This is a genomic window from Streptomyces coelicoflavus, from assembly GCF_045041415.1.
GTDB classification, from domain to species: Bacteria; Actinomycetota; Actinomycetes; order Streptomycetales; family Streptomycetaceae; genus Streptomyces; species Streptomyces coelicoflavus.
Map to the genome: position 1 here is coordinate 1271336 of NZ_CP108218.1, position 23597 is coordinate 1294932.

16 protein-coding genes and 2 pseudogenes are annotated in these 23597 nt (G+C 69.1%); 7 read left to right on the plus strand and 11 right to left on the minus strand.

The genetic code is table 11. The features are described 5' to 3' along the window. The first annotated feature begins 1014 nt into the window (after nucleotides 1-1014). Both OHA99_RS05635 and OHA99_RS05640 read left to right on the plus strand, forming a co-directional pair. On the plus strand, nucleotides 1015-1581 hold the full coding sequence (locus tag OHA99_RS05635; protein ID WP_385468096.1) for a cupin domain-containing protein: 567 nt from the start codon (nucleotides 1015-1017) through the stop codon (nucleotides 1579-1581). 263 nt (nucleotides 1582-1844) lie between these two features. After that, entirely contained in the window at nucleotides 1845-2018 is a 174-nt protein-coding gene (locus OHA99_RS05640) for a transposase domain-containing protein (protein ID WP_359752706.1), read from the plus strand. On the opposite strand, the gene OHA99_RS05645 is transcribed toward OHA99_RS05640, so the two are convergent. From OHA99_RS05645 to OHA99_RS05660, 4 genes are all read right to left on the minus strand, one after another. Then, complete coding sequence (locus tag OHA99_RS05645) at nucleotides 1941-2153, minus strand: GNAT family N-acetyltransferase (RefSeq protein ID WP_359752693.1); 213 nt, start codon at nucleotides 2151-2153, stop codon at nucleotides 1941-1943. The genes OHA99_RS05640 and OHA99_RS05645 overlap by 78 nt on opposite strands. Next, nucleotides 2150-2470, minus strand: a complete 321-nt coding sequence (locus OHA99_RS05650; protein ID WP_359752695.1) for a hypothetical protein — start codon at nucleotides 2468-2470, stop codon at nucleotides 2150-2152. Before OHA99_RS05650 ends, OHA99_RS05645 begins: the two co-directional genes overlap by 4 nt. A 417-nt stretch (nucleotides 2471-2887) precedes the next feature. Beyond that, nucleotides 2888-3241 (minus strand): hypothetical protein, encoded by a 354-nt coding sequence (locus OHA99_RS05655; protein WP_143660383.1) that lies wholly within the window; start codon nucleotides 3239-3241, stop codon nucleotides 2888-2890. Between the two features lie 76 nt (nucleotides 3242-3317). After that, nucleotides 3318-5474 carry an AAA family ATPase gene (locus OHA99_RS05660; protein WP_405694488.1) on the minus strand — a complete coding sequence of 719 codons (2157 nt, stop codon included), beginning with the start codon at nucleotides 5472-5474 and terminating at the stop codon, nucleotides 3318-3320. A gap of 304 nt (nucleotides 5475-5778) precedes the next feature. Between OHA99_RS05660 and OHA99_RS05665 the strand changes: the two genes are divergently transcribed. Then, nucleotides 5779-7161 (plus strand): sensor histidine kinase, encoded by a 1383-nt coding sequence (locus tag OHA99_RS05665; RefSeq protein WP_359577791.1) that lies wholly within the window; start codon nucleotides 5779-5781, stop codon nucleotides 7159-7161. Nucleotide 7162: 1 nt separating this feature from the next. Here OHA99_RS05665 and OHA99_RS05670 read toward each other — a convergent pair whose 3' ends face one another. Next, nucleotides 7163-9136: an ATP-binding protein gene (locus tag OHA99_RS05670; RefSeq protein WP_405694491.1), complete on the minus strand. Its 1974-nt coding sequence runs from the start codon at nucleotides 9134-9136 to the stop codon at nucleotides 7163-7165. A gap of 379 nt (nucleotides 9137-9515) precedes the next feature. On the opposite strand from OHA99_RS05670, the gene OHA99_RS05675 reads away from it, so the two are divergent. Further along, nucleotides 9516-10250 (plus strand): hypothetical protein, encoded by a 735-nt coding sequence (locus OHA99_RS05675; protein ID WP_405694493.1) that lies wholly within the window; start codon nucleotides 9516-9518, stop codon nucleotides 10248-10250. Nucleotides 10251-10307: 57 nt separating this feature from the next. Here the strand turns inward: OHA99_RS05675 and OHA99_RS05680 are convergent, their stop codons facing one another. Continuing rightward, nucleotides 10308-10991 (minus strand): response regulator transcription factor, encoded by a 684-nt coding sequence (locus tag OHA99_RS05680; protein ID WP_125537121.1) that lies wholly within the window; start codon nucleotides 10989-10991, stop codon nucleotides 10308-10310. A gap of 528 nt (nucleotides 10992-11519) precedes the next feature. Here OHA99_RS05680 and OHA99_RS05685 point away from each other — a divergent pair. Further along, a complete protein-coding gene (locus tag OHA99_RS05685; protein WP_030856509.1) occupies nucleotides 11520-11945 on the plus strand; it encodes an OsmC family protein in 426 nt (141 codons plus the stop codon). A 1481-nt stretch (nucleotides 11946-13426) separates the two neighbouring features. Here OHA99_RS05685 and OHA99_RS05690 read toward each other — a convergent pair. The 5 genes and pseudogenes from OHA99_RS05690 to OHA99_RS05710 all read right to left on the minus strand — a co-directional run. Continuing rightward, nucleotides 13427-13543, minus strand: a pseudogene (locus OHA99_RS05690) (3-oxoadipate enol-lactone hydrolase); the annotation flags it as partial. Beyond that, a complete protein-coding gene (locus tag OHA99_RS05695) occupies nucleotides 13522-14313 on the minus strand; it encodes a site-specific integrase (protein WP_405694496.1) in 792 nt (263 codons plus the stop codon). The gene OHA99_RS05695 and the pseudogene OHA99_RS05690, both read right to left, overlap by 22 nt. Before the next feature lie 626 nt (nucleotides 14314-14939). Further along, nucleotides 14940-15197 carry a YrhB family protein gene (locus OHA99_RS05700; protein ID WP_228126061.1) on the minus strand — a complete coding sequence of 86 codons (258 nt, stop codon included), beginning with the start codon at nucleotides 15195-15197 and terminating at the stop codon, nucleotides 14940-14942. A gap of 8 nt (nucleotides 15198-15205) precedes the next feature. Beyond that, a complete protein-coding gene (locus tag OHA99_RS05705; RefSeq protein ID WP_405698903.1) occupies nucleotides 15206-20407 on the minus strand; it encodes a DUF6531 domain-containing protein in 5202 nt (1733 codons plus the stop codon). Nucleotides 20408-20893: 486 nt separating this feature from the next. After that, a complete protein-coding gene (locus OHA99_RS05710) occupies nucleotides 20894-21160 on the minus strand; it encodes a hypothetical protein (protein WP_405694499.1) in 267 nt (88 codons plus the stop codon). Between the two features lie 56 nt (nucleotides 21161-21216). On the opposite strand from OHA99_RS05710, the pseudogene OHA99_RS05715 reads away from it, so the two are divergent. Next, nucleotides 21217-21770, plus strand: a pseudogene (locus OHA99_RS05715) (hopanoid C-3 methylase HpnR); the annotation flags it as partial. Between the two features lie 101 nt (nucleotides 21771-21871). Further along, nucleotides 21872-23578 carry a chloride channel protein gene (locus OHA99_RS05720; RefSeq protein ID WP_194280263.1) on the plus strand — a complete coding sequence of 569 codons (1707 nt, stop codon included), beginning with the start codon at nucleotides 21872-21874 and terminating at the stop codon, nucleotides 23576-23578. Nucleotides 23579-23597: the final 19 nt, after the last annotated feature.

Sequence of the window (23597 nt, forward strand, 5' to 3'; positions counted from 1 at the left end):
CTCCGCCCAGTCTTCTTCGCCTGCCGTCCTGGACCCCGAAAGCAAGGCCGCCCAGCGCGGACGGGCCAGGCCCCGGAACAGTCACCACCGGGCCTTTGTCCGCTCCCCGTGCGCTGCTACTCGGCAGGTACGACCACGAAGACCACCGGCAGAGCAGGTCACGAAACCCGCACGGGTCGTTCCGTGATCTCACTGCGACGATCCGTGCCGTCGAGACACGGGGTTCGCGGACGGACGAGACGGCGCATTGCTCCTGCCGGTGATCGACGAGTCGCGCCACATCAATTACTGAAGCAACGCGAAGGCCGCTTGTACGGCATCTTCCCTACATAATTCAAGGCTTCTTCTGACCATGAACCTCCCCTCATGCCTTTCGCGGAAGTGAATCCCGCTGACGGTCGAGGCGATCGGCGCTTCTTGGAGTGCGTCATTCGACGGTCGGCGAGACGGCCGCCGACCCTGCGAATCATTCCTCACAAGAGGGACACAAGGTGCCATGTTGCTGTCACTCGTCCAGCCGCCGTATCGCGGCATCGTGTGCTCGGATATGTCCCGCAGCCCCGACGAGAGGCTCGATACACGAGGAGGATGGGACCCACCGTGCCTGCACCCACCGTCTGGGAAGGAACCCGCTTGAGGGCGAACGCGCCGTCGCCTTCGTCTTCTTCGGCATCGGCGAGCAGACGAGCGGCAGCAGGGCTCCCGAGGAGCTGACCGCGGCCGCCCGCTTCTGCCGCCCCTTCATGCTGTTGGCGGACGGACCCACCGAGGCGCGAACTACCCGGCCCCAACGGCGGGCAGGCGATCCTTCCGGCGACTCCTGGGAGACCACACGCTCCGCAGTCGTCGACGCAACGGGCCGATCCGGCGGGCCGCCGTCACTGCCCCGGCGACACCCCCGCGACACCCCCGAGAACGACACGCCCTCCACGAGCGGCGCTGTTCTCGCCACCCGTCCGGCGAGCATCTTCGCCGACTGCTCTTCGACCGTTCCCGGCACCGGATGGGCGCGAGGTGGCGGCCGACGTGCCCGTGGTTCGGGCACAGGCCACGCCTCTTCCCGCAAGCAAGGCGCAACACAGCGCTCCCCGCACCCGCAAGAAAGTACGAACCATGTCTTTGCCCCCACTGCACATACCGCCGGACGGCGGCTACCCGGTGTTCCTCGTGGGGGACACCTACACCACCTTGCTCAGCGCCGCTGACACCGGCGGTGAACTGTCCCTGGCAGAGGCCATCGTTCCGGCCGATGCCGGCCCCCCGCCGCACACCCACCATGGCGAGTCCGAGACGTTCGTTCTTCTTGACGGAACACTTCGTGTGACCGCCGGTGACGAGCAGTTCGACGTCGAACCCGGAGGGGTTGTGTACGTCCCCAAGGGCGTTCGTCACTCTTTCAAGAACACCAGCCCGGGCCACCCCGCCCGCATGTACTTCCTCTATGTGCCTGGCGGCATGGACGGCATGTTCCAGGAGATCGGCCGCCCCGGTGTCCGGGGCCAGGTCGGCCCTCCCCTCGACCCGGCCGATGTGGTCGCCATGGGTGAGGTTGCCGAGAAGTACGGCTACACCCTCGGCTGAACGACCGCCCCTCCGCGACGCCGCCGCAACCGCCGTACCCGGTGCTTGGGCGGACGTTCACCAGACGCATACCGGTCACCGGCCACGGTGCGCCAAGCTGGCGTCCCGCTGTGTGCAACGCCAGTGCGTTAAGGGTTCGTGCGCCCTGTCGAGAAGGCGGGACCTCTGGTAGTTCGCATGGTGTCGAAGCCTTTGCGAGTGTCCCGGAGGTCCCGTTGCCGCAGAATCCTGTCAGCGTCAGGTCCGGTGCGACAGCCCTCGACGTGTATGCGCCCGGCCATCTGGGCGAGTTGACCGACATCATCGATCCCGAGCTGATCGGTGCGGTCCTGGAGGACACCGGTGCCCGGCAGCAGCGGCTACGGCTGCTCGACGGAGACTGTGAGGTCGGCGGTCGAGCGGTGAACGGCGGGCCGGGAGGCACCGAGCGTCCTTAGGATTCTCAGCATGCGCACGTTGTCCAAGCCGGTCATGACACTCATGGAGCAGCAGCCGAAGGTGCGGGCCTGCTCCCGGGCGTGCTGCGCCAGCGTGGTGCCCAGGCCACGGCTCTGCCACGGGTCCTCGATCATGATGCCGAGTTCGGCGGTGCGGGCTCGGTCGTGCGGACCAGGTTGGTGGTCGCGATGAGTCGCTGTGGATCGTCCTCCGGGTGGGTGACCCAGGTGAGGCCCAGGTCGGGGCGGGTCAGGTGGTGGAACTCGCCTCGGCGCAGGGAACGCCGGGCGGCCTGGTAGCGCGCGAAGCGCGTCTCGAGCGAGCAGCGGTTGTGCAGCGCGTTCACCGCGTCGAAGTCATCGAGCGTAGCGGGACGGGTGATGGTGCGGGTCCCGGTGTGCGGCAGGCGGGGGCGATGGGGTGCGGTGGTCATCGCAGCGGGGGCGGGCATAGTGGTCCTCGGCTTATGGAGTCAGAGAAGGCGGGGGCAGGGCACGGTGCAGGAGTGCGGCAACCGCCGACAGCCGTTGCGGGGCCACCGACCGAGGCTCGTCACCGTCGGCTGCGGCGTCGTCCCCCGTGACAGGATCCCGGCGTGACAGGATCTCGGCCCCTTGGAGGGGAGTCATTCCCGTGCGGGCCCGGCCGGAGCGGGAGGCTGTCGTCCATGACGAAGCTGACCGTCGAAGCATGGTGCTGAACAGCCGTGTCGGCGACGCTGCCGAACGACACGGAGTGTTCGGAACACGCGCCCCGCGCCCCGCTCACCGACACGACCTCTCGGTCCGGGGCCGCAGCAGCGTTCCGAACTCAGGGGAACCCCGGGCCGTCACAGATCAAGGTTCACCGGACTACGGGAGAGGGACACTCACGCGTCGGGGTCTTGGTGGTAGGCGTGACGGTCGGTGTGTGGGCCTCGGGAGGACGTGAGGAACCGGAGGGCCGACGCGACGAGCACGGTGATCAGAAGGGCGACGCTGAGCAGGAAGGTCCATTCGACCCACGCACCGCCGGACCGCCCCTTCTCGAACGCTGAGAACAGCCGTGCGCCCACGGGGTAGGAGATCATGCAGACGATGACGAGGGGCCAGAAGGACAACACCTTGAGAGGCTTGGTCCATGCAGTGAGGGCAAGGGCCACAACAGCGATCAGGGCGACGAGAACATGCATGCGATCCATGAGCCGATCCTTTCGCGCGGAATCCGCTGCGATCTCGGCCACCAGGAGGAATTGCACCTAGTCCGCGAAGCATAGACCCGCACGAGGGTGCCGCCCTTCCGGCTGCCGCCCTCGTGCGTCAGCGGTCCACGCGGCTCTGTTCCCGGTCGCCCACGGAGGAGGTGTACCCGTCCGGCACACCGGACGCGTACACCTCCTCATGCCACAGACGAGCCGAGACGCGCTCGACCGCAGTCCTGAGATGACGGCGGTAGGTGCTCAGTGACACACCCAGTCGTTCGGCCGCTGCCCGGTGCGTGGCCGTCCCTTCGACGAACGCGGTCACCGCGGCCTGGTGCGGTCCGTGCCCGCCTTGCTCCTCGGCCAGCTCGTAGACGGCCTGTTGGAGCACGGACGCCAGGTCTGCACCGCCTACGGCAGCCACCCGGCTACGCCGCAACGGATTCAGCGCGAGCTCCGACGGCCGCCGCAACGCACGCAGTCCCGCGTGCACGGCGTCGGCGAACTCCCGCTCGGACAGTGCACCCGCCGGCGTCCGTGCCTCGTCCGTGCGGACGAGGCCGGCACCGTTCACCCGATGACAGGGGTCGCGGCCGTCGCCCTCACCCGCCACGGAGCGCAGCAGCCCGCGCAGCCAGTCGGAAGTGGGGAAGACCCGCACGTCACGGGCGAAGAGACGCTGGGGAAGACCACCGACGTCCCAGCGGTGCTCCGTGGGAAGCAGCCCGTGCCGGCGCAGCGCCCCGTCCCAGACGCCGTCGCCGTCGTCCCGGAGCACGAAGAACACCCAGGCCGGTCCGCCGGTCCGCACGGTCTCCGCGACGAGGCACCGCAGCGACAGCGCCACGGCCGATGAGGCGTCCCGTCGCTCTTGCGGGCCGGCGTGGAAGCGGGCCACCGAGACCCGCTCGTTCGCCCGCAGTGGCCCGTGCCGCCGGACGTGGTCCCAGACGGCGGCGACCACGGGATCCGCTGTCTCCCCTTCGTACGCCGTCAGCCTCAGCCAGGCCGAACAGGCTCGCGGTGGGCCGTACGGGACTGGCCGCCGGACCCTGAACGCCTCCGGCTGGTGACGCAGCCAGAACCGTGCGTTCTCCGCGGAGTCCGGCCCCTCGCAGTCCGCGATCAGGCCGAGCACGGCGGCCTCGTCCACAGGTCTGCACGCCTCATCCTCGTGACTGTCCCGCGCGGTCCACTCATGAGCGGGTGGCAGCACCGTGATGTCCCGGTACAGGCGGTGCAGGGCTGCCGCAGCGTCCAGGGCGCGGCCGAAAGGCACGGTGCGTATCTGCTCCACCAGATGGTCGTGCAGGCGCTCGTGCAGAGCGGCGAACCCGTCGGGGTCGTTCCATCTGGCGTCGTGCGCGACCGTGTTGCGTACCGCCTCGTCCAGCAGCAGGCCGCATCCGACGGCCGTCACCCAGGGCTGCGCACGCAGCCACGCGAACGACCGGGCCGCCGCGCCGGCGCCGAGTTCGGCGCGCAGCAACTCCTCCGTGACGGTCCCCGCCCGGGCGGTCACCTGCAGAGTCCGTCGGTGCTGCTCGGTGGGAAGGCCGCCGACGAGACGGTGGAACAGGACCGCGGTCAGCCGTCGGGAGACGCCCCCGTCCATGGACCACCCTGCTTCCCCACCTGTGCGGGCGGCGGCCGCGACCAGGGACAGAGCCAGGGGATTGCCGCCCGCGAACTCCCGCACGCACACGTTCAGGGGCGGCGGCACGTCCTGGTCGCCCAGGACCCTATTGGTCTCCTCCGCACTGAGCGCGGGCAACTTCATCGACCGGGCGCAGGCGGCCCAGCCGGGATCGGTTCTCCAGCCGAGCTGCGGCGGGGTTCTTGACGCCATGACCACGACCGCATCACTCGGTACGTCGGGCAGGAAGCTCTCGCGCAGCCACGCCTCCAGCCCGGTGCACCGCTCCAGGGAATCGACCAACAGGACTGTTGCGGGATCGTCAAGGACATCACGGAACACATCCAGGCGACCGCAGGCGTCCGCCGGTGTCCTCGCACCGTCCACCCACACCACCGTCCTGCCGGCGGCGGTCGCGTCCAAGGACAGGCGGTGCAGCAGGGCGGACTTACCGATACCGCCGGGCCCGTGCACGAAGAGGACGGGACGGGCTTCGGCTTCTCCCGCCAGCGCCGCTCGGAACGCGTCCCGCTCGGCCGCCCTGCCGACGAAGGCCCGGGCACGTGCGGCGGCCACGTGCTCGCCGAGCAGACCGCCACCACAGGAGCCGGCGGGGTCCGTGGCGTTGCTGCCGCTCACTGGGTCGGCTCGGGTAGGGACTGGTCCCGGACTCACCGGAACTCCTCTGCGAAGGGATCGGTCAACCCCTCCAGTCCAACCGTCCCGGTCGTCCGCGAGCTCCGCCTTCGAGGCGAACTCGCGGATCGGCCGACCGGACGAGGTCGCTCTCCTGCTCGTCCTGGAGAACGAGTACGTGCACCCGGACGCTTTTGCACAGACATCCGGACTGTCCGTGCTCGCGCTGACCCACGGACGAGGGGTACGCCGTCTTCCGCTGTCCCGGCGGGCCGCTGCCGGCCGGCGCGGTCTACCGTGGACCGTCATGAGCGCACTGAACTCGTGGCCGCGCCGCCGTCTGCCCCCCGCCCTGACCGACCTGGCCCTGGGCGTTCTCCTGACAGGCTGGTGCCTGGCCCTGCCCTCCCTGGTCCCTGCGAGCGAGGCCCTGCACAACGCGCCGGGCGGCTGGTGGGTCGCGCTCATCCTGGTCTGTGGTGCGCCCATTACCGTTCATCACCGGTTCCCGCTGGCGAGCCTCGTGGTTGTCGCGGTCGCCTGCAGCATCCTTCAGGCGCTGCGTTACGTGCCCCACCTGGTGGGGCCGCAGGGGACCGCGATCAGCCCCACCTACCTGTGCGCCGCGACGGCTCTGTTCCTGACCGCCGTGCGGACCGAACACCGCACCGCCGCTCTTGTGGCGCTCCTCCACGTTCCGGCGCTGTCCGTGACGGAAGCCGTGCTGGCGCCCGCGGATCACTGGCTTGCCGCGGGCACGACCGAGGCGGTGCTGACGGCCGCGGCCTGGTCCCTCGGCCGGCTGGTACGAACCCGGACCGCTATGCAGGATCAGGCGCTGGAGCGCGCCAAGGCACTGGAGGGTGAACAGCTCGCCAAAGCCCGTGCCGCCGTCATGGAGGAACGCGCGCGCATCGCCCGGGAACTGCACGACATCGTCGCCCACAACGTCAGCCTCATGGTCGTGCAGACCATCGCCGCCGACCGGGTCCAGGCCCGCGACCCCGAGAAGGCCCACGAACTGCACCGCACCATCGAGGAGACCGGCCGGGCCACCGTCGCCGAGCTACGGCAACTGCTGGACGTGCTCCGCACCGACGACGAGGACGACACCGACCCCAGCAAGCAGCCACCGCAGCCCACCATCGACGCCATCCCGGCGCTGCTGGAGTCGGTACGTGCCGCCGGTCTCCAGGTCCACTGCACCATCAGCGGGGAACCGGTCGACCTGTCGGCCGGCTCGCAACTGGCTGTCTACCGGATCGTGCAGGAAGCCCTCACCAACACCCTCAAGCACGCGGGCCGCACCCGCACCGCCGTCACGCTGACGTGGGAGCACGACCGCCGCAGGCTCTCCGTGAGGATCTGCGACGCGGGCCCCGGCGAGCAGGCCGCGCCTTCACCGGCCCACGTCTTCGACCGGGGGGCGGGGCACGGGCTGGTCGGGATCCGGGAACGGGTCGCGGCCATGGGCGGCACACTGCACACCGGTCACCGGCCCGGAGGCGGTTACTGTGTGCATGCCGCCCTCCCCCTTCCGTCCGTGTACGGCCCGCCCCCGCCGGACGACCGGAGCTCCTGCGTCCTCGCCGATCCCGTTGGCCACGAGGACGGCACCGGGTCCCACGACGACGGCACCGGGTCCCACGACGACGAGGCCGGGACCGTCCTCGCTCTCCCGGTCACCTGAGTCAACGCCGCGGCCGGTCCGCGGGTGACAGCAGCGGGGTTCCGGACAGTTCGTGCTCCCACATGATCCGCGTGATCCGGTGTGTCGCCCACGCCAGGTGGCGGCGGTAGGTGCTGAGGGGAAGCCCCAGGCGCCGAGCGGCGGCCGCCTGCGTCGAGGCCCCTTCGACGTAGGCGGCGGTCGCCGCCCGGTAGCCCTTGTCACCACCGCGCTCGAGCGGCAGGCTGCCGATCGCGCTGGTGACCACGTCCTTGAGACCCATGCCGTGCGCCAGGACGAGACGACTGCGCTGGAGCGGGTTGAGCGCCAGCTCACGTGGCCGGTGCAAGGCTCGCAGAGCGGCCTTCACGGCGACGGCGAACTCCTCCTCGCCCAGCACCAGGATCTCCGCCGCCGTGCACGATTCCTTCCCGGAGCGGGCTGGACCAGGAGCGGCGCCGGTGAGCAAGGGAGCGTTCGCCGCACCCCCCAACACCGCGGGCAGGGCACGCCGGTCGCAGGCGAAGAGACGGTGACGGTGGCCGTCGACGGTCACCGTGCCGGCCGTCGGTTCCATGGCGTGGTGGCGCAGATGAGAGTCCCAGAAGCCGTCGTCGCGCAGGACGGCGAACGCCCAGGCCAGTCTGTCGTCGCGGATGATGTCCCCCACCATGCGCCCGAGGGACGCGTCCATCACGGGGGAGGGACGGTGATCGCCATACTCGCCGACGTGGAACCGCGCCAGCGCGATGTGCTCGCCGGCCCGCACCGGACCGTGCTTCCTGGTGTGCGCCCAGGCGGCGGCGACGACCGGGTCCTCCGCCTCCCCTTCGAAGGGCATGAGCCTCAACCACGCCGAACCTCCGACGTCCTCCTCACCAGGTCCGAGGCGTTGCAGAAGGAAGGACTCGGGCTGCTCGCGCAGCCAGTGCGCGGCCATGCGCGCCGACTCCGGTCCCTCCTGGCGGCGTATCCGGCGGATCAGCGTCGCCTCGTGCCCGACCGCGCGGGGCAGCTCTTCGGCCCGGCCGCCCGACGCCCGGCCGTGCGCATCTGCCAGAAAGCGCCCGGAGCGGTGGAGGAACCGCAGGTCCCCCACGGTCTCGAGGACGCGGGAAGCGGGCCCGAGCCTCGTCCGTTCGAGCAGGTGGCCCCGGATCCTCCGGTGCAGTTCTGCGAATCCGGCCGGATCACGCCAGCGTAGATCGGCTCTCAGCGCCTCGCGTACGACGGCGTGGGGGGCCACACCGAGCCGGGTGGTCTGGACGAACGGCTGGTCGCGCAGCCAGAGGAAGAGATCCTCGCCCTGGTCACCGAGGACCGCCCGCAGCAACGCCACCGAAGTGACACGGACCTGGGCGCACACGTCCAGGGCTGCCTGGTGAGCCTCGTCGGGCGGGGTACCGACGAGGCGGCGCAGCAGAGTGGCGACGGCGTCCTGGCCCAGCGGAGGATCCGCGTGATCGGCACCGCCATCGGTCTCCGTGCGCACCGCCGCCTCCGCAGCCAGGGCGAGAGCCAGGGGGTGCCCTCCGGTGAACTCCAGCAGGGCGTCGTGCAGGTGAGGGAGCACGCCTCGCTGCCGGAGGAACGCCGCTGTGTCGGGCTTGCTCAGACCGCCGAGGGGCAGTACACGCAGCAGCCCCGTCCAGCCCGGGTCGGCCGGCCAGTGAGGGTCAGGCTCGTGGCGGCTCGCCACGACGACCACGGTGCCCCAGGGGAGGCGGGGTAGGCACTCCTCACGCAACCAGTCCTCCAAGGACCGGCAGTGCTCGAAGGAATCGACGAGCAGAACGGCTCCAGGCTCCCGCGTGACGGGACGTACGGCACGCGTGAACGCATCGGCGGTCGCCGGCGTGGTCCGCCCGTCGACCCGTACGACGGTGCGGCCTGCGGCACGGGCCTCCAGCGCGAACCGGCGCAAGAGCATCGACTTGCCCGTGCCCTCCGGACCGTGCAGGTTGAGAACGCAGGCGGCGCCGGATGCTCCGTGCAACGCTGCGCGGAAGAAGTGGAGCTCATGCCTGCGTCCGAGGAATGAACGCTCCCGGACTCGTTCCAACCGCCGGCCCAGGCTGCCGCCGCGCGTGCTCACTCACTCCGCCTCTCCGTCTCGCCCGACGCGCCCGGGCCGCTGACCGCGACAGCGCGGAGCGCGGCCGCGACGGGAGTACTCCGAGAGGAGCATATGCGTCCGTGGATCACCAAGAGCGGCCGCCCACGAGGGGCGGAGAGTTCGTCGCCCCTGCACCCTCGGCGGCCGCCGTTGAGCACAGGTGAGCACATGACGACCACCGCTTGAGCAGCCGGTGGCGCGCGGGGGTGCCGAGCATGGAACGGACCCGCCACACGAGTACCACCCCCACCCCACCCCCATGCCCATGCCCATGCCCATGCCCACAACTGCGATGTCCTCCTCCTGCCCCGTCGATGTCGTCCTCTCACTGCGCCGGCAGAAGACAGCCCGTCTGCTGCGCACCATGCGCCCGTACCACGTGCTGCCGGCCCTGTCCCACTCATGGGGTTCCGCACCGGCCTACATGTCGCTGCTGCGCAGGCCCGACGGACTGACCGTCCTCGATGTGTCAGAGGACGGCGGAACGGACCGACTTGAGCAGCGCGTGCGCGTGCTCAGCACGATCTCCTCGGTCGTGGTGCTGGCCCCCCGGGACGTGGACGTGGTCGCCACGCTGCGTGCGGGGGCCGTCAACGTGCTCCCCCGGGACACCCCTCCTAGGGAGTTGGCCGGACGGATCGTCGCCGAACGCAGGTGGATCGATCTCTCTTCGAGGCGTCAACGCCTGCGGGCACCGTCCCGGAGTCGTCCGCAGGTCGTGCCTCACCAGGCTTCTCAACAGGTGTTGTTGGAACTTCTGAGCCTGCCTTCCCGTGAGTGGTGTTGTCACGATCTGGGTCTGCTGCTCGGCACCGCCGGGGAGCCGGTGAGCAAACGGGCGCTGCAAGCCCGTGTGATGCGTCTGAACGGACGTCTGGCGCCGTACGGGGTCTCCGTCGACGCCGTACACCGGTGGGGCCGGACCAGGTACACGGGTATGCGCGAGGGCGTGCCGTACGAAGTGCCGCCCGAGCAGTCGCCGTTGCGCCTCTGATCTCGCGCCCCGCGCTGACGACTCGTTCGTGGGAGGCCGTCAGGGAGGAACAGCCTGTCAGCGGACGGTGGAAGCGTGCCCGACCGGTGTGACCAGGCCGGCGTCGTAGGCCAGGATCACCGCTTGCACCCGGTCACGCAGATGGTACTTCTCCAGGATATGAGCGATGTGTGTCCTGACCGTGTTCTTGCTGACGTCCAACTCCTGAGCGATCTCCTCGTTGGACAGCCCCCGACTCAGCGCACGCAACACGTCGACCTCGCGGGCCGTGAGATGCTCCAGCCGCCTGGACGCGGCCCCGACGGCCGGCTGAGGCAGACGGGCGAAGCGGTCCAGAAGCCGCCGAGTGACACGGGGGGACAGGACCGCGTCACCGGCGGCCACCATCCGTACCGCCTCCACCAGAGACTGTGCGGGCCCGTCCTTGAGCAGGAAACCGACGGCTCCGGCCCTGAGAGCGTCCAGGACGTGCCGATCCAGGTCGAACGTGGTCAACATCACGACCTGGGCTTCCGCACCGGACTCCACGATGCGCCGGGTGGCCTCGACACCGTCCGTGCCGGGCATGCGGACGTCCATCAGGACGACGTCCGGCCGCAGGGCGAAGACCTGCTCGACAGCGGAGTCGCCGTCGGACGCCTCGCCGACAACGGCGATGTCCGGTTCGCATTCGAGGATGAGACGGAAACCGGTGCGGATCATCTGCTGGTCGTCGACCAGCAGAACGCGGACGGACTCCATGGAAGAGGCTTCCTTCGTGCGGTGCACCGGCGTGCGGTGCGGGTGAAACGGGCGGCCGACTCGACTGCCGCCCCGAGCGATGCGCCGATGACGAGCATGTGTACCGGCTCTCGATGACGACAGATCACGATATCTGCACGGGTCGTCCGGGACGCGCTGGGTCGATGCGCGCAGCGTGACGCAGCCGACGTGGAGAGACGAGAGGGCACGCTTCTCCGGCCTGGCGACTGATCAAGCCGGCCCGAAAGGGTTGCTCCAGCAACCGAGGAATCATCTGTCGGAGCTCTTCCCCTTAGCCTTACTAACTCACGTGCCCCCACAGCCTGCAGTAACGCTTACGCAGAAGTAAATCACGATCAACTTCGTGAAGCGTGCCGTCATGGCGAGGGTCTGCGTTCGCGGGCGGTGCTGACACCGCACGACCGCCGGTATCGCCGTGGGACACCGTGCCGCCGCGCCACGTCCTCCTGTGATCCGATGGGCTCGCTGCCCCGATCAGGGGCCGAAGGCTCAACGAAGGGAACCACCGTGGCAACCACGCGCTCCGCGCACACCGTCTGGGAAGGCAACCTGCTCGAGGGCAACGGCGTCGTCACCTTCGACTCGTCCGGCATCGGCGAGCAGCCGGTGTCGTGGCCGTCGCGCGCCGAGCAGGCGAACGGCAGGACCAGCCCGGAGGAGCTGATCGCCGCCGCCCACTCCAGCTGCTTCTCCATGGCACTGTCGCACGGCCTGACCGGCGCCGGCACCCCGCCCAGCAAGCTCACCACCTCCGCCGACGTCACCTTCCAGCCCGGCGAGGGCATCAAGGGCATCCACCTCACGGTGGAGGGCACCGTCCCCGGCCTCGACAACGACACCTTTGTCGCCGCCGCCGAGAACGCCAAGAAGAACTGCCCGGTCAGCCAGGCCCTGACCGGCACGACCATCACCCTGACCGCGAAGCTGGCCTGAAACAGGGGCGGGGACCGGCCACATGACGCGTCGGGCGGAGCCGGTCTGCAACGGAACTGCGGTGCAGTCCCCCAGAGGTCTGACTCACGCACCCGCTGAAGACGCGTAGTGGCGATTCGAAGTGGGCAGGCCACGGCGTTGCCACCGGAGGCGGCGCGGCCTCGTCGGCCTGCCACCCTCACGGGCGGCGGGCCGGCCCCCTTCCTATCGTCCCTTGTCTGCTCGGCGCAGGGGGGCGTGCCGGCTTCCGGCCGTATGCGGGTGCCGAGGTCGTCCAGCGGGCCGTCGGCGGTCATCACCACGATCGCAGCGCTCACCGTGGCCGACGCGACCGGCAGCATGACCACACGCAGCCGGCCCAGCGGCCCACGACGCGGCCGGCGCCAACGGGCTCGACATCCTGCCTGCTCTCGCGGCAATCACCGCTAACGTCGTCCAACCAGTAGGAATCCGTCAGTTGAGCGAACGTCACACCATCTCCGTTATCCCCCAGAAGGCTCATACCTGAGACAACGACGCACTCCCATGGGCTACCGCCCTCCACGACTCGGCTGCAAGATCGTGATCACTCGACTCGCCGGGGCCGTCGCGGAAGACAGGCCCTCCTTTATGGCCGGAACGGCCTCGATTCCTCCCGGTCCGGCCGTACCGCGGCAACGATGACTCGGAGCCGGCAGCAGCCGCTCGTTTCCCACAAGCCCCTCTTGTGAAAGGACGGCCAGCCGCTGCGAAGCCACGACGAGGGTAGGCGGTTACCTCGGCGGTGTGCCCCTGCCGGTCAGTCGTCGGAGCAAGGCATCCTCCTCGGCGGCGACAGCGCCTGGACCGAGGTCCGTGAAATCGTCGAGCAGCCGTTTCGTGAAGCCGGTTTTTGGATGATCTCGACGCGCCGTATCAACAAGGGGGCGAAGTTCGGATGCCTCCAGGAGCGTCCGGTACGCAGCCCTGCCAGGACCACGGCGGGATAGCCCGCCCAGAGTCCGGCGTCCTGCTCGGTCGCCGATTCGATGAGGAAGCTTTATAGCCTACCACTCCGCTTCTGATGGCCATCATGGCCGTGTGAGCCCGGCCAAGTGGTCGGCCCCTCGGGCAATGTAGCAATCGAGATGCATGAGCCTGTCTCGTCGCGCTGGGAGAAAGACGCACCCCGGTACGGACGGATAAGCGGGTGCGATCGCAAATCAGGCACCCGAGAGAGTTACAGGCACACGGACCCCTTAGAGGCACCGACCGCATCGTGCGCGCCAACGCGTTCGACCTCACGTCGAAGCCGCACCGGAGCGCTCCGGTGCGGCTTCGACGTCTCACGGATCCGGGCAGAGACCCCGCCATGACGGACCGCGGCAGGGCCTCGCCATATCACCCGCGTATCACACAGCCATCACCAACTGGGCAGACGCTCTCGGACCAAGAGGCTCCGACCTGCAATTTCATGCCCGCAGTGGACTGGCATAGACGCCCCTGGACGGTCTCTACAACCTGTGCCATGTAGCACCGAGGGACGGCCCCATGACCAGGACCGGGGCCTGTTCCGGCCCGTCAAAGCGGTATTGCATGCTGTCGACGTTCTTCTCACTCACCCGTTCACGCTCCCACATCTCACATTCTCTCCGTGAACGGGGGCGGAGCCACTCGCCAGACCTCCCCACGTGTCCGCCGCCGGCCGCAGGTCCTCCACATCCGGCTTCACGTACCAGCGTTTCGTGGTCCGGGCGTCGGCGTGGCCTGCCCACCGGGCGAGGAGATGGTCCGGGACCCCGTGGTTCGCCAGGTATGTCAGGCAGCTCGCACCGGCGTCGTACAGACGGACCCGACGCAGCCCGCTGCGGTCCATGACCTTGTAGGCCCGCTCACGCAGCTGGCGTCCGTTGAGCGCCCTGCCCCGAGCGTCCACGAGAAGGTAGCCGCTGTTTTCGTACCCGTGCCCGGCCGCCGTCTTCTCGGCTGCCTGAGCATCCCGGAACGCGGTCAAAGCAGCCACAACCGGAGCCGGCAGAGGGAGCTGCCGCTCACCGGCAAGCGACTTGGCGTCCTTCTCCACCACGATGTCGTTACCCACGACCGTCCGGGTGTTGGTGATGGACACCGTGGCTTCGCCCAGGTCGACGTCCGCCCAGAGCAGGCCACGGACCTCCGCCGGCCGAAGACCCATCAGAGCCAGGAGGAACGGTGCCTGCAGGCGGTCACCTTCGATCGCACGGACAAAGGCGCGTACCTCCGCGACGCTCCACGGCGGCACGGCCTTCCTGACCCCGCGCTCTGCCTTCCGTGCCCTACAGGGGACGGTCACCTCACGAGCGACGTTCACCCGGAGCAAGCCTTGTGTCACTGCCCGGTCAAGCGCCTCCTTCAGCCGGGCCAGCGACATCTGGACCGAAGTCGCCCCCAGGCCGGTGCCCGGCTTCCCTCCCCGCCCACGCCCCTCCTGGAGCGCCCATCGCATCCATGCATCGACATGGTCCTCGGTGAGGTCCGCCGACAGCCCTGACGTCCCAGGATGAGCCGTCGAACTCGGACTACCAGGGTGGGCGGGTGTCGCGGCGTGCTTCTGACGTCTGCCCGGGCAGAGCCTTGATTTGGTCGGTGCGCAGCAGCATGCCCTCTTGGAGCATCCACAGCCCGAAGCAGTCGTCGTCCTGGTCGCGAGTAGAGCGTGCGCTCCGGGTCGTCCTGGGTCAGTGGATCCATCACCTCGTCCGACCAGCGAGCGAGGACGATGACCTCGGCGTCTCCACTCATGCCGGAGTACCACGGCATCCGCCTGAGGCGCTGCTCCCAATTCCTCAACCGACGTCGCAGGCAAGGAGCTCGCACGACCCATCGGACAGCCCCTGGGACGGGCTGCAGCAATGGGCTGCCCTCATGTGTACGGCCCCCGGTTCGGGCCGGCTCTCCGTAGGCATGTGGCATTGCCGAGCCGGTGGATGCGCGAGGCGTCGCCCCGTCCACCGGCCCGGCCCTCATGCGTCACACCAGAGGTGCGGCCACAGTTGGTCAGAAGAGGTCGAGCTGGGCGGATTCGGTTGCTCCCAGCATGCGGCACTCCCCGGTTTCCCCGTCGACGCGAATGTAGCCCGTGCCGATGGCCATGTCCCGGAGGTTCCCGGTGCGGAGGTAGGCGACCGACTGGCAGTCGAAGTAGAAGGCGGTGCCCACCTGGACGCGCTCGCCCTCGACTAGCGCGAAGGCCATGCCTTCATGACTGACCGCCTGGTCCAGGAACTGCCTGGCCAGCCTGGTTGCCTCTTCCATGTCGAGCATCAGTCTGTCCTCAGGAGGGAGAAGTTGCGCCATGTTGAGAGATTGGCGTGGCCCGATTGACCGTCCAGGAAGACGACGTCTCCCTTGATGTTGACCACGTTGAACACGTGGGCTCGCCGTCCCTTCTGCCCCATCACGATACCTCGGGCGCCGTTTCCGGCGTTCTTGATCTCATTGACGATGCCGGAGACGGTGGACGACTTGAATTGCCGTCCGCCGTACAGCGCTTCGATGGGCGCTGTGGAGCCTTCCCTGAGACCTCCGGGCGCTGAGGACGGAGCACCGTCGGCCAGCAGGCGGTCGACTGCTACCGCGCAGGCGCGACAGTTGGCTTCGCCGCGTTGCGGGTTCACCAGTGCTCTGAGCTGTTCTGTGATCGGGGTCTTGTAGGCAATGCCTCCGTACCCTCTGGTGACCCCGCCACCTCCAGGCCCGAACCGCAGGTTCCCCACGTTGAGGACCGTCGCGGTCTCGGGGGCGACGGCCGTCCGGCGCCATCCGGTCAGCCCGCCGATTCCCACGAGGAGGATTTGTTTGGTGAGTTCTTCGGCCGCTTCGGTGTACAGGTCCGCGAGAGCGTCGCAGCCCTGCTGGCGAAGCATGTAATCGGCGCGGTACAGACGGTAGGCGGGGCGGACGGGCAGGTACTTGTCGACGAACGCGCCGGCACCGCCGTTCTGGCCGGTGAGCGCGTTGTAGGCGTCTCCGAGGAAGACGAAGGGGGACTTCAGGCCCTCGACGAAGCCGTCGCCGAAGATGCTCGCCGCCTCGCCGAGGCTGTCGACGCGGTCGTTGTTCGGGTCGTCGGGAGACAGACCGCTGGGATCCGTCAGGAGGGAAGGGACGTTGTCCGCGTATGCGTACGGTGACACATACGGTGTCGACAGGGGGCGAGTTGCCGGGTCGGGCCGGGTGAAGCGGCCGGTGGTGGTGTCGTACTGGCGGGCGTGCAGGTCGAGGTTGCCGGTGGTGGTCTCGTAGCGGGCGCCGGTGTAGGAAGGGGTGCTCGCGGGAGCCCCGTCGGTGACGGTGTCCAGAGTGCGGGTGCCGTACGGGTCGTAGGCCCAGCGCTGGTGGAGGGTGCCGGTGCTGTCGGTGACGTCGACCGGGGAGCCTTGGGTGTCGTGGTGGTAGTAGTAGACGGCGCCGGCGCCGGTCTCCGTCGACTCCGGTTGCCCCAGCGGGTCGTAGCGGTAGGTCTGCGCGCTGCCCAGGCCGGTGGACTCCGAGGCCAGCAGAGGCAGGGGGGCGTTGGGGTCCCACTGGTAGCGGTTGGTTGTCGTGCCGTTTTTGGCGACGGTGACCTGGTTGCCACTGGCATCGTGGTCGTAGGTGTAGTTCGCTCCGGCGATCGTGGCGGCGGAGATCTGCCCGGCCAGGTCGTAGGTGTAGGTGTCGGGGCCCTTCTTGGTCCGGTTGCCCTCGGTGTCGTAGCCGTATGCGGTGGTCGTGGTGCCGGTGGTGGTGGAGGTGAGCTGGTCGGCGGCGTCGTAGGTGTGGCTGGTCGACGTGTCGCCCAGGGTGGTGGTGAGGCGGTTGCCGACCTTGTCGTAGGTGTAGGACGTGGCCCGGCCGGAGGCGCATCCTGCGATTCCGGGTTGTGGGAAGCACCCGGTGGCGAGGCGGCCTGCGGTGTCGTAGGTCTGGTCGTAGCCGCCGGCGCCGACACCGGCCCTGGTGATGTCCACGTGGGTGGGCAGACCGGCCGCGGAGAGGGTGAGCGCGGTCTTGGTGACCGTGACGCCCTGTTTGGCGGAGGTGACGGCGGTCAGGCGGCCCGCGCGGTCGTAGCCGCGGTCCTCCGTCTCCGTGTTGGGCAGCGCGGACCGGGTGAGGTGCGCGGCCGGGCCCCAGGTGTAGGTGGTGGTCTCGCCGTCGGCCGTCATCGTGGACGTGCGGCCGTCGTCGTCGTAGGTGTACGCGACGGAGCCGCCGCTGTGGGTGCGGGTGAGTATCTGTCCGGCGGCGTCGTAGGTGTAGGCGAAGTGGCGGGTCTTGGTGAGGTTGCCGACGGAGTCGTAGGCGAAGTCTTCGGAGATCTTCGAGTTGGCGCGGGCGGTCATGCGGCCGGCTTCGTCGTAACCGAAGGTCACGTCCGGTGTGGCGTCCGAGTAGTCGATCTCGGTGAGCAGGCCGCGCGGGTCGTGGGTGTAGTCGGTGGATCCGCGGGGTGTGGTCTTGCCGGTGAGGTTGCCGTCGGCGTCGTAGCCGTAGCTGGTCACCCGCTCCAGCGGGTCGGTGACCGAGGTCAGGCGATGGGCCGCGTCGTAGCCGTACGTGGTGACGTGGCCGTTCGCGTCGGTGCGGCCGGTGACGTTGCCGGCCGTGTCGTGCTCGTACGCGGTTACTGCCCCACCGGGAGCGGTGACCTCGGTCAGCCGGTCCAGGTCGTCGTAGCCGTAGACGGTGGCACGCTCGTCCGCGTCCGTCTGCTCGACGACGTTGTTCACCGCGTCGTAGGTGGTGGTGGTCACGCCGCCGAGCGGGTCGGTGACCGTGGTGGGGTTGCCCGCCGGGTCGTACCCGTAGGCGGTCGTGTACTTGGCCGGGTCGGCGCCGGTGGCGTTGCCGCGCGGGTCGACCGCGGTGGTCTGACGGCCGTCGGCGTCGTAGGTCCAGCTCGCCTTGTGGCCGAGCGGGGAGGTATGGCTGAGCAGGTTGCCGTCGGCGTCGTAGGCGTAGGAGGTGGTCTTGCCGAGCTGGTTGGTGCTGCTGGTGAGCCGGTTGTTCTTGTCGTAGACGGATGTGACCGTCTCGCCCGCGGCGTCGGTGACCTTGGTGACGTTGTCGTTGGCGTCGTAGGTGTAGCCAGTGGTGCGGCCCAGCGGGTCGGTGACCACGAGGGGACGGTTGATCGCGTCGTAGGTCGTGGTGGAGGCCGCGCCAGTCGGACCGGTCACCTCGGTGGTGTTGCCGGCCGCGTCGTAGGCGTAGCTGGTGGTGTGGCCGGCCGGGTCGGCGCCGTCGGCGTTGCCGCGTGGTGAGACGCTGCTGAGCAGGCGGCCCACTTTGTCGTAGGTGTAGGTGGTGGTGCCGCCGGTCGCGTCGGTCTCGGAGGACAGGCGTCCGCTCGCGTCGTAGGTGCGGGTGATGGAGTTGGCGGCCGGGTCGGTGGTCCGGGTCAGGTGGCCGGCGTCGTCGTAGGCGAACGTCGTCTTCTCGCCTGCCGGGTTGGTGGCCGACACCAACTGCTCGGCGCCGTTGTACTCGTAGGCGGTCGTGCGACCCAGGGCGTCCGTGGCCGAGGTGAGCAGCCCGCGGCCGTCGTAGGCGTACGCCGTGGTGTGGGCGCCCGGATCGGCTCCCGCGGCGTTGCCGCGCGGGTCCGTCTTGGACAGGATGCGACCGGCGTCGTCGTAGGTGAACGTCGTCTTCTCGCCGAGCGGGGTCGTGACCGACGTCCGGTTTCCTGCCGCGTCGTAGCCGTAGGTGGTGACCTTGCCGCGCGGGGTCGTCACGGTGTCCAGTGAGCCGAGCGCGGTGTATGTGTACCCGGTCTTGCCACCCAGGGGATCCGTCGCCGACGTCAGCTGGTTGGACGTGTTGTAGGTGTAGGTGGTCTTGTTGCCGCGGCCGTCGGTGTGGCTGGTGATGTTGCCCGCGCCGTCGTAGGTCCAGCTCTCCGCGTAGCCGAGAGCGGAGGGGGCGCTGCGGGTGAGCATCCGCCCGGCGCTGTCGTAGGTCATCTCCGTGGTGTTGCCGCGCTGGTCGGTGATGGCGACGGGACGCAGACGGCGGTCGTAGTCGTAGGTGATGCTCTCGCCGTACGGGTCGATCGTCTCCATCAGGACGTTGCCTGCGTAGACGTCTGTCCACACGCCGCCGTCCGGCGCCGTGGTGTGGGACTCGCTCTTGCCGTCCCAGGCGAAGGTGGTGGTCTTGCCGTTCTGGTCGGTCTGGGACGTGATGCGGCCCGACGTGTCGTAGACGTTGGTGACCTTGCCGCCCGCAGGGTCGGTATAGGAGGACAGGCGCTTGTTCGCGTCGTAGGCGTAGGACGACGTCCTGCCTGCCGGGTCGGTCACCGAGGTGAGCAGACCGCCGGTGTACCCGTACGACACCGATGTGCCGTCGGGCAGGCCCACGTTCGAGAGCAGTCCGTCGGTGCCGGGTGTGAAGGTGGTGGTGCGTCCGGCGGCGTCCTTGACGGAGACGAGTTTCCCGGACGCGTAGGTCAGGGCCAGGCCCTGGCCGGCCTTGTCGGTCACGGAGGTGAGCCGGCCGCTGCTGTCGAAGGTCCGTCCGGTGTGGTCCGGGGTGGTGATCGTGTACGTGTTCGTACCCTTGACGAGCTTGGCCGCCGAGCCCGCCGGGCCGGTGTACGAGCCGTCACCGTTCTGCGTGAACACGAACGACGCGCCGTCGTCCGTCCGGTAGGTCACCTTTCCCGTGGCGAGGGTCAGCTTGGCGTCGAACGGGGTGGCCCAGCCGCGTCCCAGCAGGCCGACGGCGCTTGAGTCGGAGCGGTAGGTGCGTTCCAGGGCCAGGGGCACGCCGGGGCTCACCAGGGAGGCGTCGGTGAGTTGCTCGAAGAACATGCCGGTGGCCGTGTTGACCGGGTCGGCGCGGTGCGCCTGCGCGTAGCAGGTGCAGATTCCGGCCTGGGCCCCGGGGATGACCGGCGTGTAGAACGCCTCCACCAACGGCGAGGTGGTACCGCCCGGGCTCGACGTCCCGTCGGCGCTGTTGAGGAAGACCCAGGCGTAGTACTCCTTGCCGTCCTCGAGGATGCCGCCCAGCGCGCTGCCGGCCCACCAGAAGCACTGGTCCGCGGGGTAGGAGTTGCTCGACCACCAGTCGTAGCACCAGGCACCCGTGTCCGGAGTGTCACCGCTGGGATCGTCCGTGGACTTCTTGATCTCCTGCTGGACGACGGGGTATCCGCTCTCGTCCAGGACGTACAGCCACATTCCGGTGTATGACGATCCTTGCTTGGGCAGTTTCACCTGTCCACCGATTGACAGCATCCCCGGATAGGCGGTGGCCCAGGACGACACCCAGGTGGGGTTTTCGGCCGCTGCGGCGAGGGGCTGCAGTGACACGCTCGACTGGGCGGCCGGTCCACGGTCGACGTGGTTTGTGTCCGGCCGGCTGTGGCGTTCGCCCTTGGGTGTCCGCTCCGGGGCGTTCATGTAGTCACGCATCGGCGATCGTTCGTGCCGGTCCTCGGCGACCTGCTTGCGGCGTTCGGCCAGCGTCATGGCCTTGGGGGGCTCGGGCAGGTCGTCGGCTGTCCGGGCCGGCTGGTGATCGATGGCCCCGGTGGCCGAGGTGTGGGGCCGGTCCCGGGGCGAGGCCCAGGAGGGCGTGCCCCCCGCTGTGGTCAGGAGAGCCAGGGCCAGCACGACCGTGACGAGTCTTCGCGCTTGTGTGCGCACAGTGCATCACCTGTGAGTCAGGAGTGAAGAGAGGTCGCGGTGATGCATGATCAGGGGAACGCTCGAACTAACGTGCTGCAGGAATCGGGGCCGAAATGCGACGGGCTCGCATTCACCCCGGGAAAGGGGCTCCTGGCTGAGAGGACGAAGGACAACGCCGGATTGCTCGATTTGGCGAGAAATCGTCCAGAGCTCAAGATGGTGTGCTCGTCGACCGGGCGCGGACCTCGCGTCAGCGCAGCACCCCAGCGCCCCCGGCCCTTCTCCCGCTGGAGTTTGTCCAGCTGGCAGCAGATCAGGCCGTCGGCCTCATGACCCCTTCGTCACCGTTCGGGTCCTTCGGGTCGGGGCGTGCTTCGGGAACAATCGGGTCACCGCCACCACGGGCCGGCCGAACTCGTTGTGGGAGCCCTGGACGTAGCCGGCGAGCTTGTCCACGGATGCCGTGCGGCTGCGTCCGTAGGCCGAGGCGGGCTTGACGTCCCACATGGCGAATCCCGCACCCTGGGGTGCGGGGACCCCTGCCACGACGAGGTCCGGCTCGGCTACGTCGGACCAGTATGTGGGATAGGTCACCGTCTTCCCACCCCACAAGGCGTTGGCTGCGGGCAGGTCCGTACACACGTTCTCGGCTCCGTGTCGATCCCGCCTGGGACGAGAAGCGGTTCCGCGTGGTGCGGGAGTTCACCCTCTCGGTGCCGGTGATCGTCCACTTCACCGTGATGACGCCCTACCCCGGCACGAAGATCTGGCACACCGAGTCGCGCCGGCTCACACCCCGCGACTACCGCCTCTTCGCGACACCCAGCACGCTGTGGTCCCCACCGCACTACCCCTGGAGCGGTTCTACGAGGAGCTGGTGCGCACCCAGGCCGTGATCAACCGCAGGCACCTGGGCCCGCGCACCGCTCTCGGCGCGACCTGCATCCTGGGCCGGAACCTGCTGCACGGACAGTCCAACTTCACCCGGATGCTGTGGAAGTTCAACCAGGTCTACAACCCGCGCCGCCAACTGGCCGACCGCACCCGCCCGGTCCGCCACGAGCTGCCCCTGCCCAGACGGCTCGACGTCGGAGACCACCGTCAGCCGTACGTGCACACCGCGGTGATCCGCAAGAAACGCCCCCGCGCGCCCCGCCGCGGACTGACGGGAAGGAACCGATACCCGCGAGCCGCGCCCTCTTGACACTCTTTGCATAATGCAAAAGTGAGGAAGGGGAAGCAGTGAGCGTCATACATCGTGAGGGACGGGCCGGACGCCCGGTCTCGGACACCCGGGGCTCGATGATGGGACTGGCCATGCTGGTCGGCGCGGGGACGGGGCTGGGCTCGATCGCCTTCCGGTGGTGCATCCAGACCTTCACCCGGTTCTTCTCGGGGCACGACGACTACGCGGCGGCACCCGGGAGCAGCAATCCGCACGTTTCCTGGCTGGGGCCCTTCTTCGTGCTCGCGGTGCCGGTCGTCGGCGGGCTGCTGTACGGACCGCTGGTCAACCGGTTCGCCAAGGAGGCACGCGGTCACGGTGTCCCGGAGGTCATGCTTGCGGTGGCGCAGCGCGGAGGGAGAATCAGCCCCAAGGTCGCCGTGGTCAAGACTCTCGCCTCGGCGCTGACCATCGGCTCGGGAGGGTCGGTGGGCCGCGAGGGGCCGATCGTGCAGATCGGCTCCGCGCTCGGGTCGACTCTGGGCCGCCTGACCAGACTGACCGAGGACCGGGTGAAGCTCCTGGTCGCGTGTGGCGCGGCGGGAGGCATCGCTGCCACCTTCAATGCCCCGCTGGCCGGAGTCATCTTCGCGTTGGAACTGATACTGGCCGCCTTCAGTATCGAGGCGTTCGGTGCCACCGTCCTCGCCAGCGTCGTGGCCAGCATCATCGGCCGCGCCGCCTTCGGAGACGTGGCCTTCCTCACCCTGCCCGCCTTCCATGTCCAACACCTGATCCAGTACACCTTCTTCGCCCTCCTGGGAGTCCTCGCGGGCGGGGTCGGGGTCGCCTTCACGCGCGTCCTGTACGCGATCGAGGACGCCTGCGACTGGGCCTGGCGCGGGCCGGAATGGCTGCGACCCGCGGCGGGCGGCCTGGCCCTCGGCCTCGTCCTGCTCGCCCTGCCGGAGATGTACGGCGTGGGCTACCCGGTACTGGAAAGCGCCACCGACGGCAAGTACGCGATCGGATTCCTCCTGGTCCTGCTCCTGGGAAAGATGATCGCCACCAGTCTGACCATCGGCATCGGCGGGTCGGGCGGAGTGTTCGCGCCCAGCCTGTTCATCGGGGCGACGCTGGGCGCGGCATTCGGCGCCGGAGCCCACGCCCTGCTGCCCGGGGCCGCGGGCGCGGTCGGCGCGTATGCGCTGGTCGGCATGGGGGCCGTCTTCGCGGGCGCCGCCCGCGCCCCGATCACTGCGGTGGTGATCCTCTTCGAGCTCACCAGTGAATACTCGATCATTCTGCCGTTGATGCTGGCGATCGTCCTGGCCACCGTCACCAGCCGGGTGCTGACCAGGGACACCGTCTACACCCTCAAACTGCGCCGCCGCGGCATCGACTTGGAGGGCCCGGCGGCAGGCGCGGCCATTGGCGGCGAGGCGGTCGCCAGCGTCATGGAACCGCTGCCGGCCCCGGTGGCCGACTCCTTGAAGCTGGCTGAAGCGGCTCGTCTCCTGAGCCGTTCCGCACACGGAGCGCTGCCGGTCCGCGATCCCGAGGGCGCGTACATGGGCATCGTCACCGCGCGCGCAGTGACCGAAGCCCTGGCGGAACAACCCGACGGCGCACCGTCGGTGACGGGCGACCTCGTGCAGACGCCACCACGCGTAACCGCCGACCAGCAACTCGCGCACGCCCTGCGTCCATTGCTGTCCGCCTCCGGCACGGGACTCCCGGTCCTGGACGCCGAAAAGGACGAACCGGTCGGCTGGTTGAGCCACCAAGGCGCCCTGAGATCACTGCACCCGCCGCAGGACATCCCGCCGGCCACGTCTCCTCGGTGACAGAGGGCTCAGGCTCGCC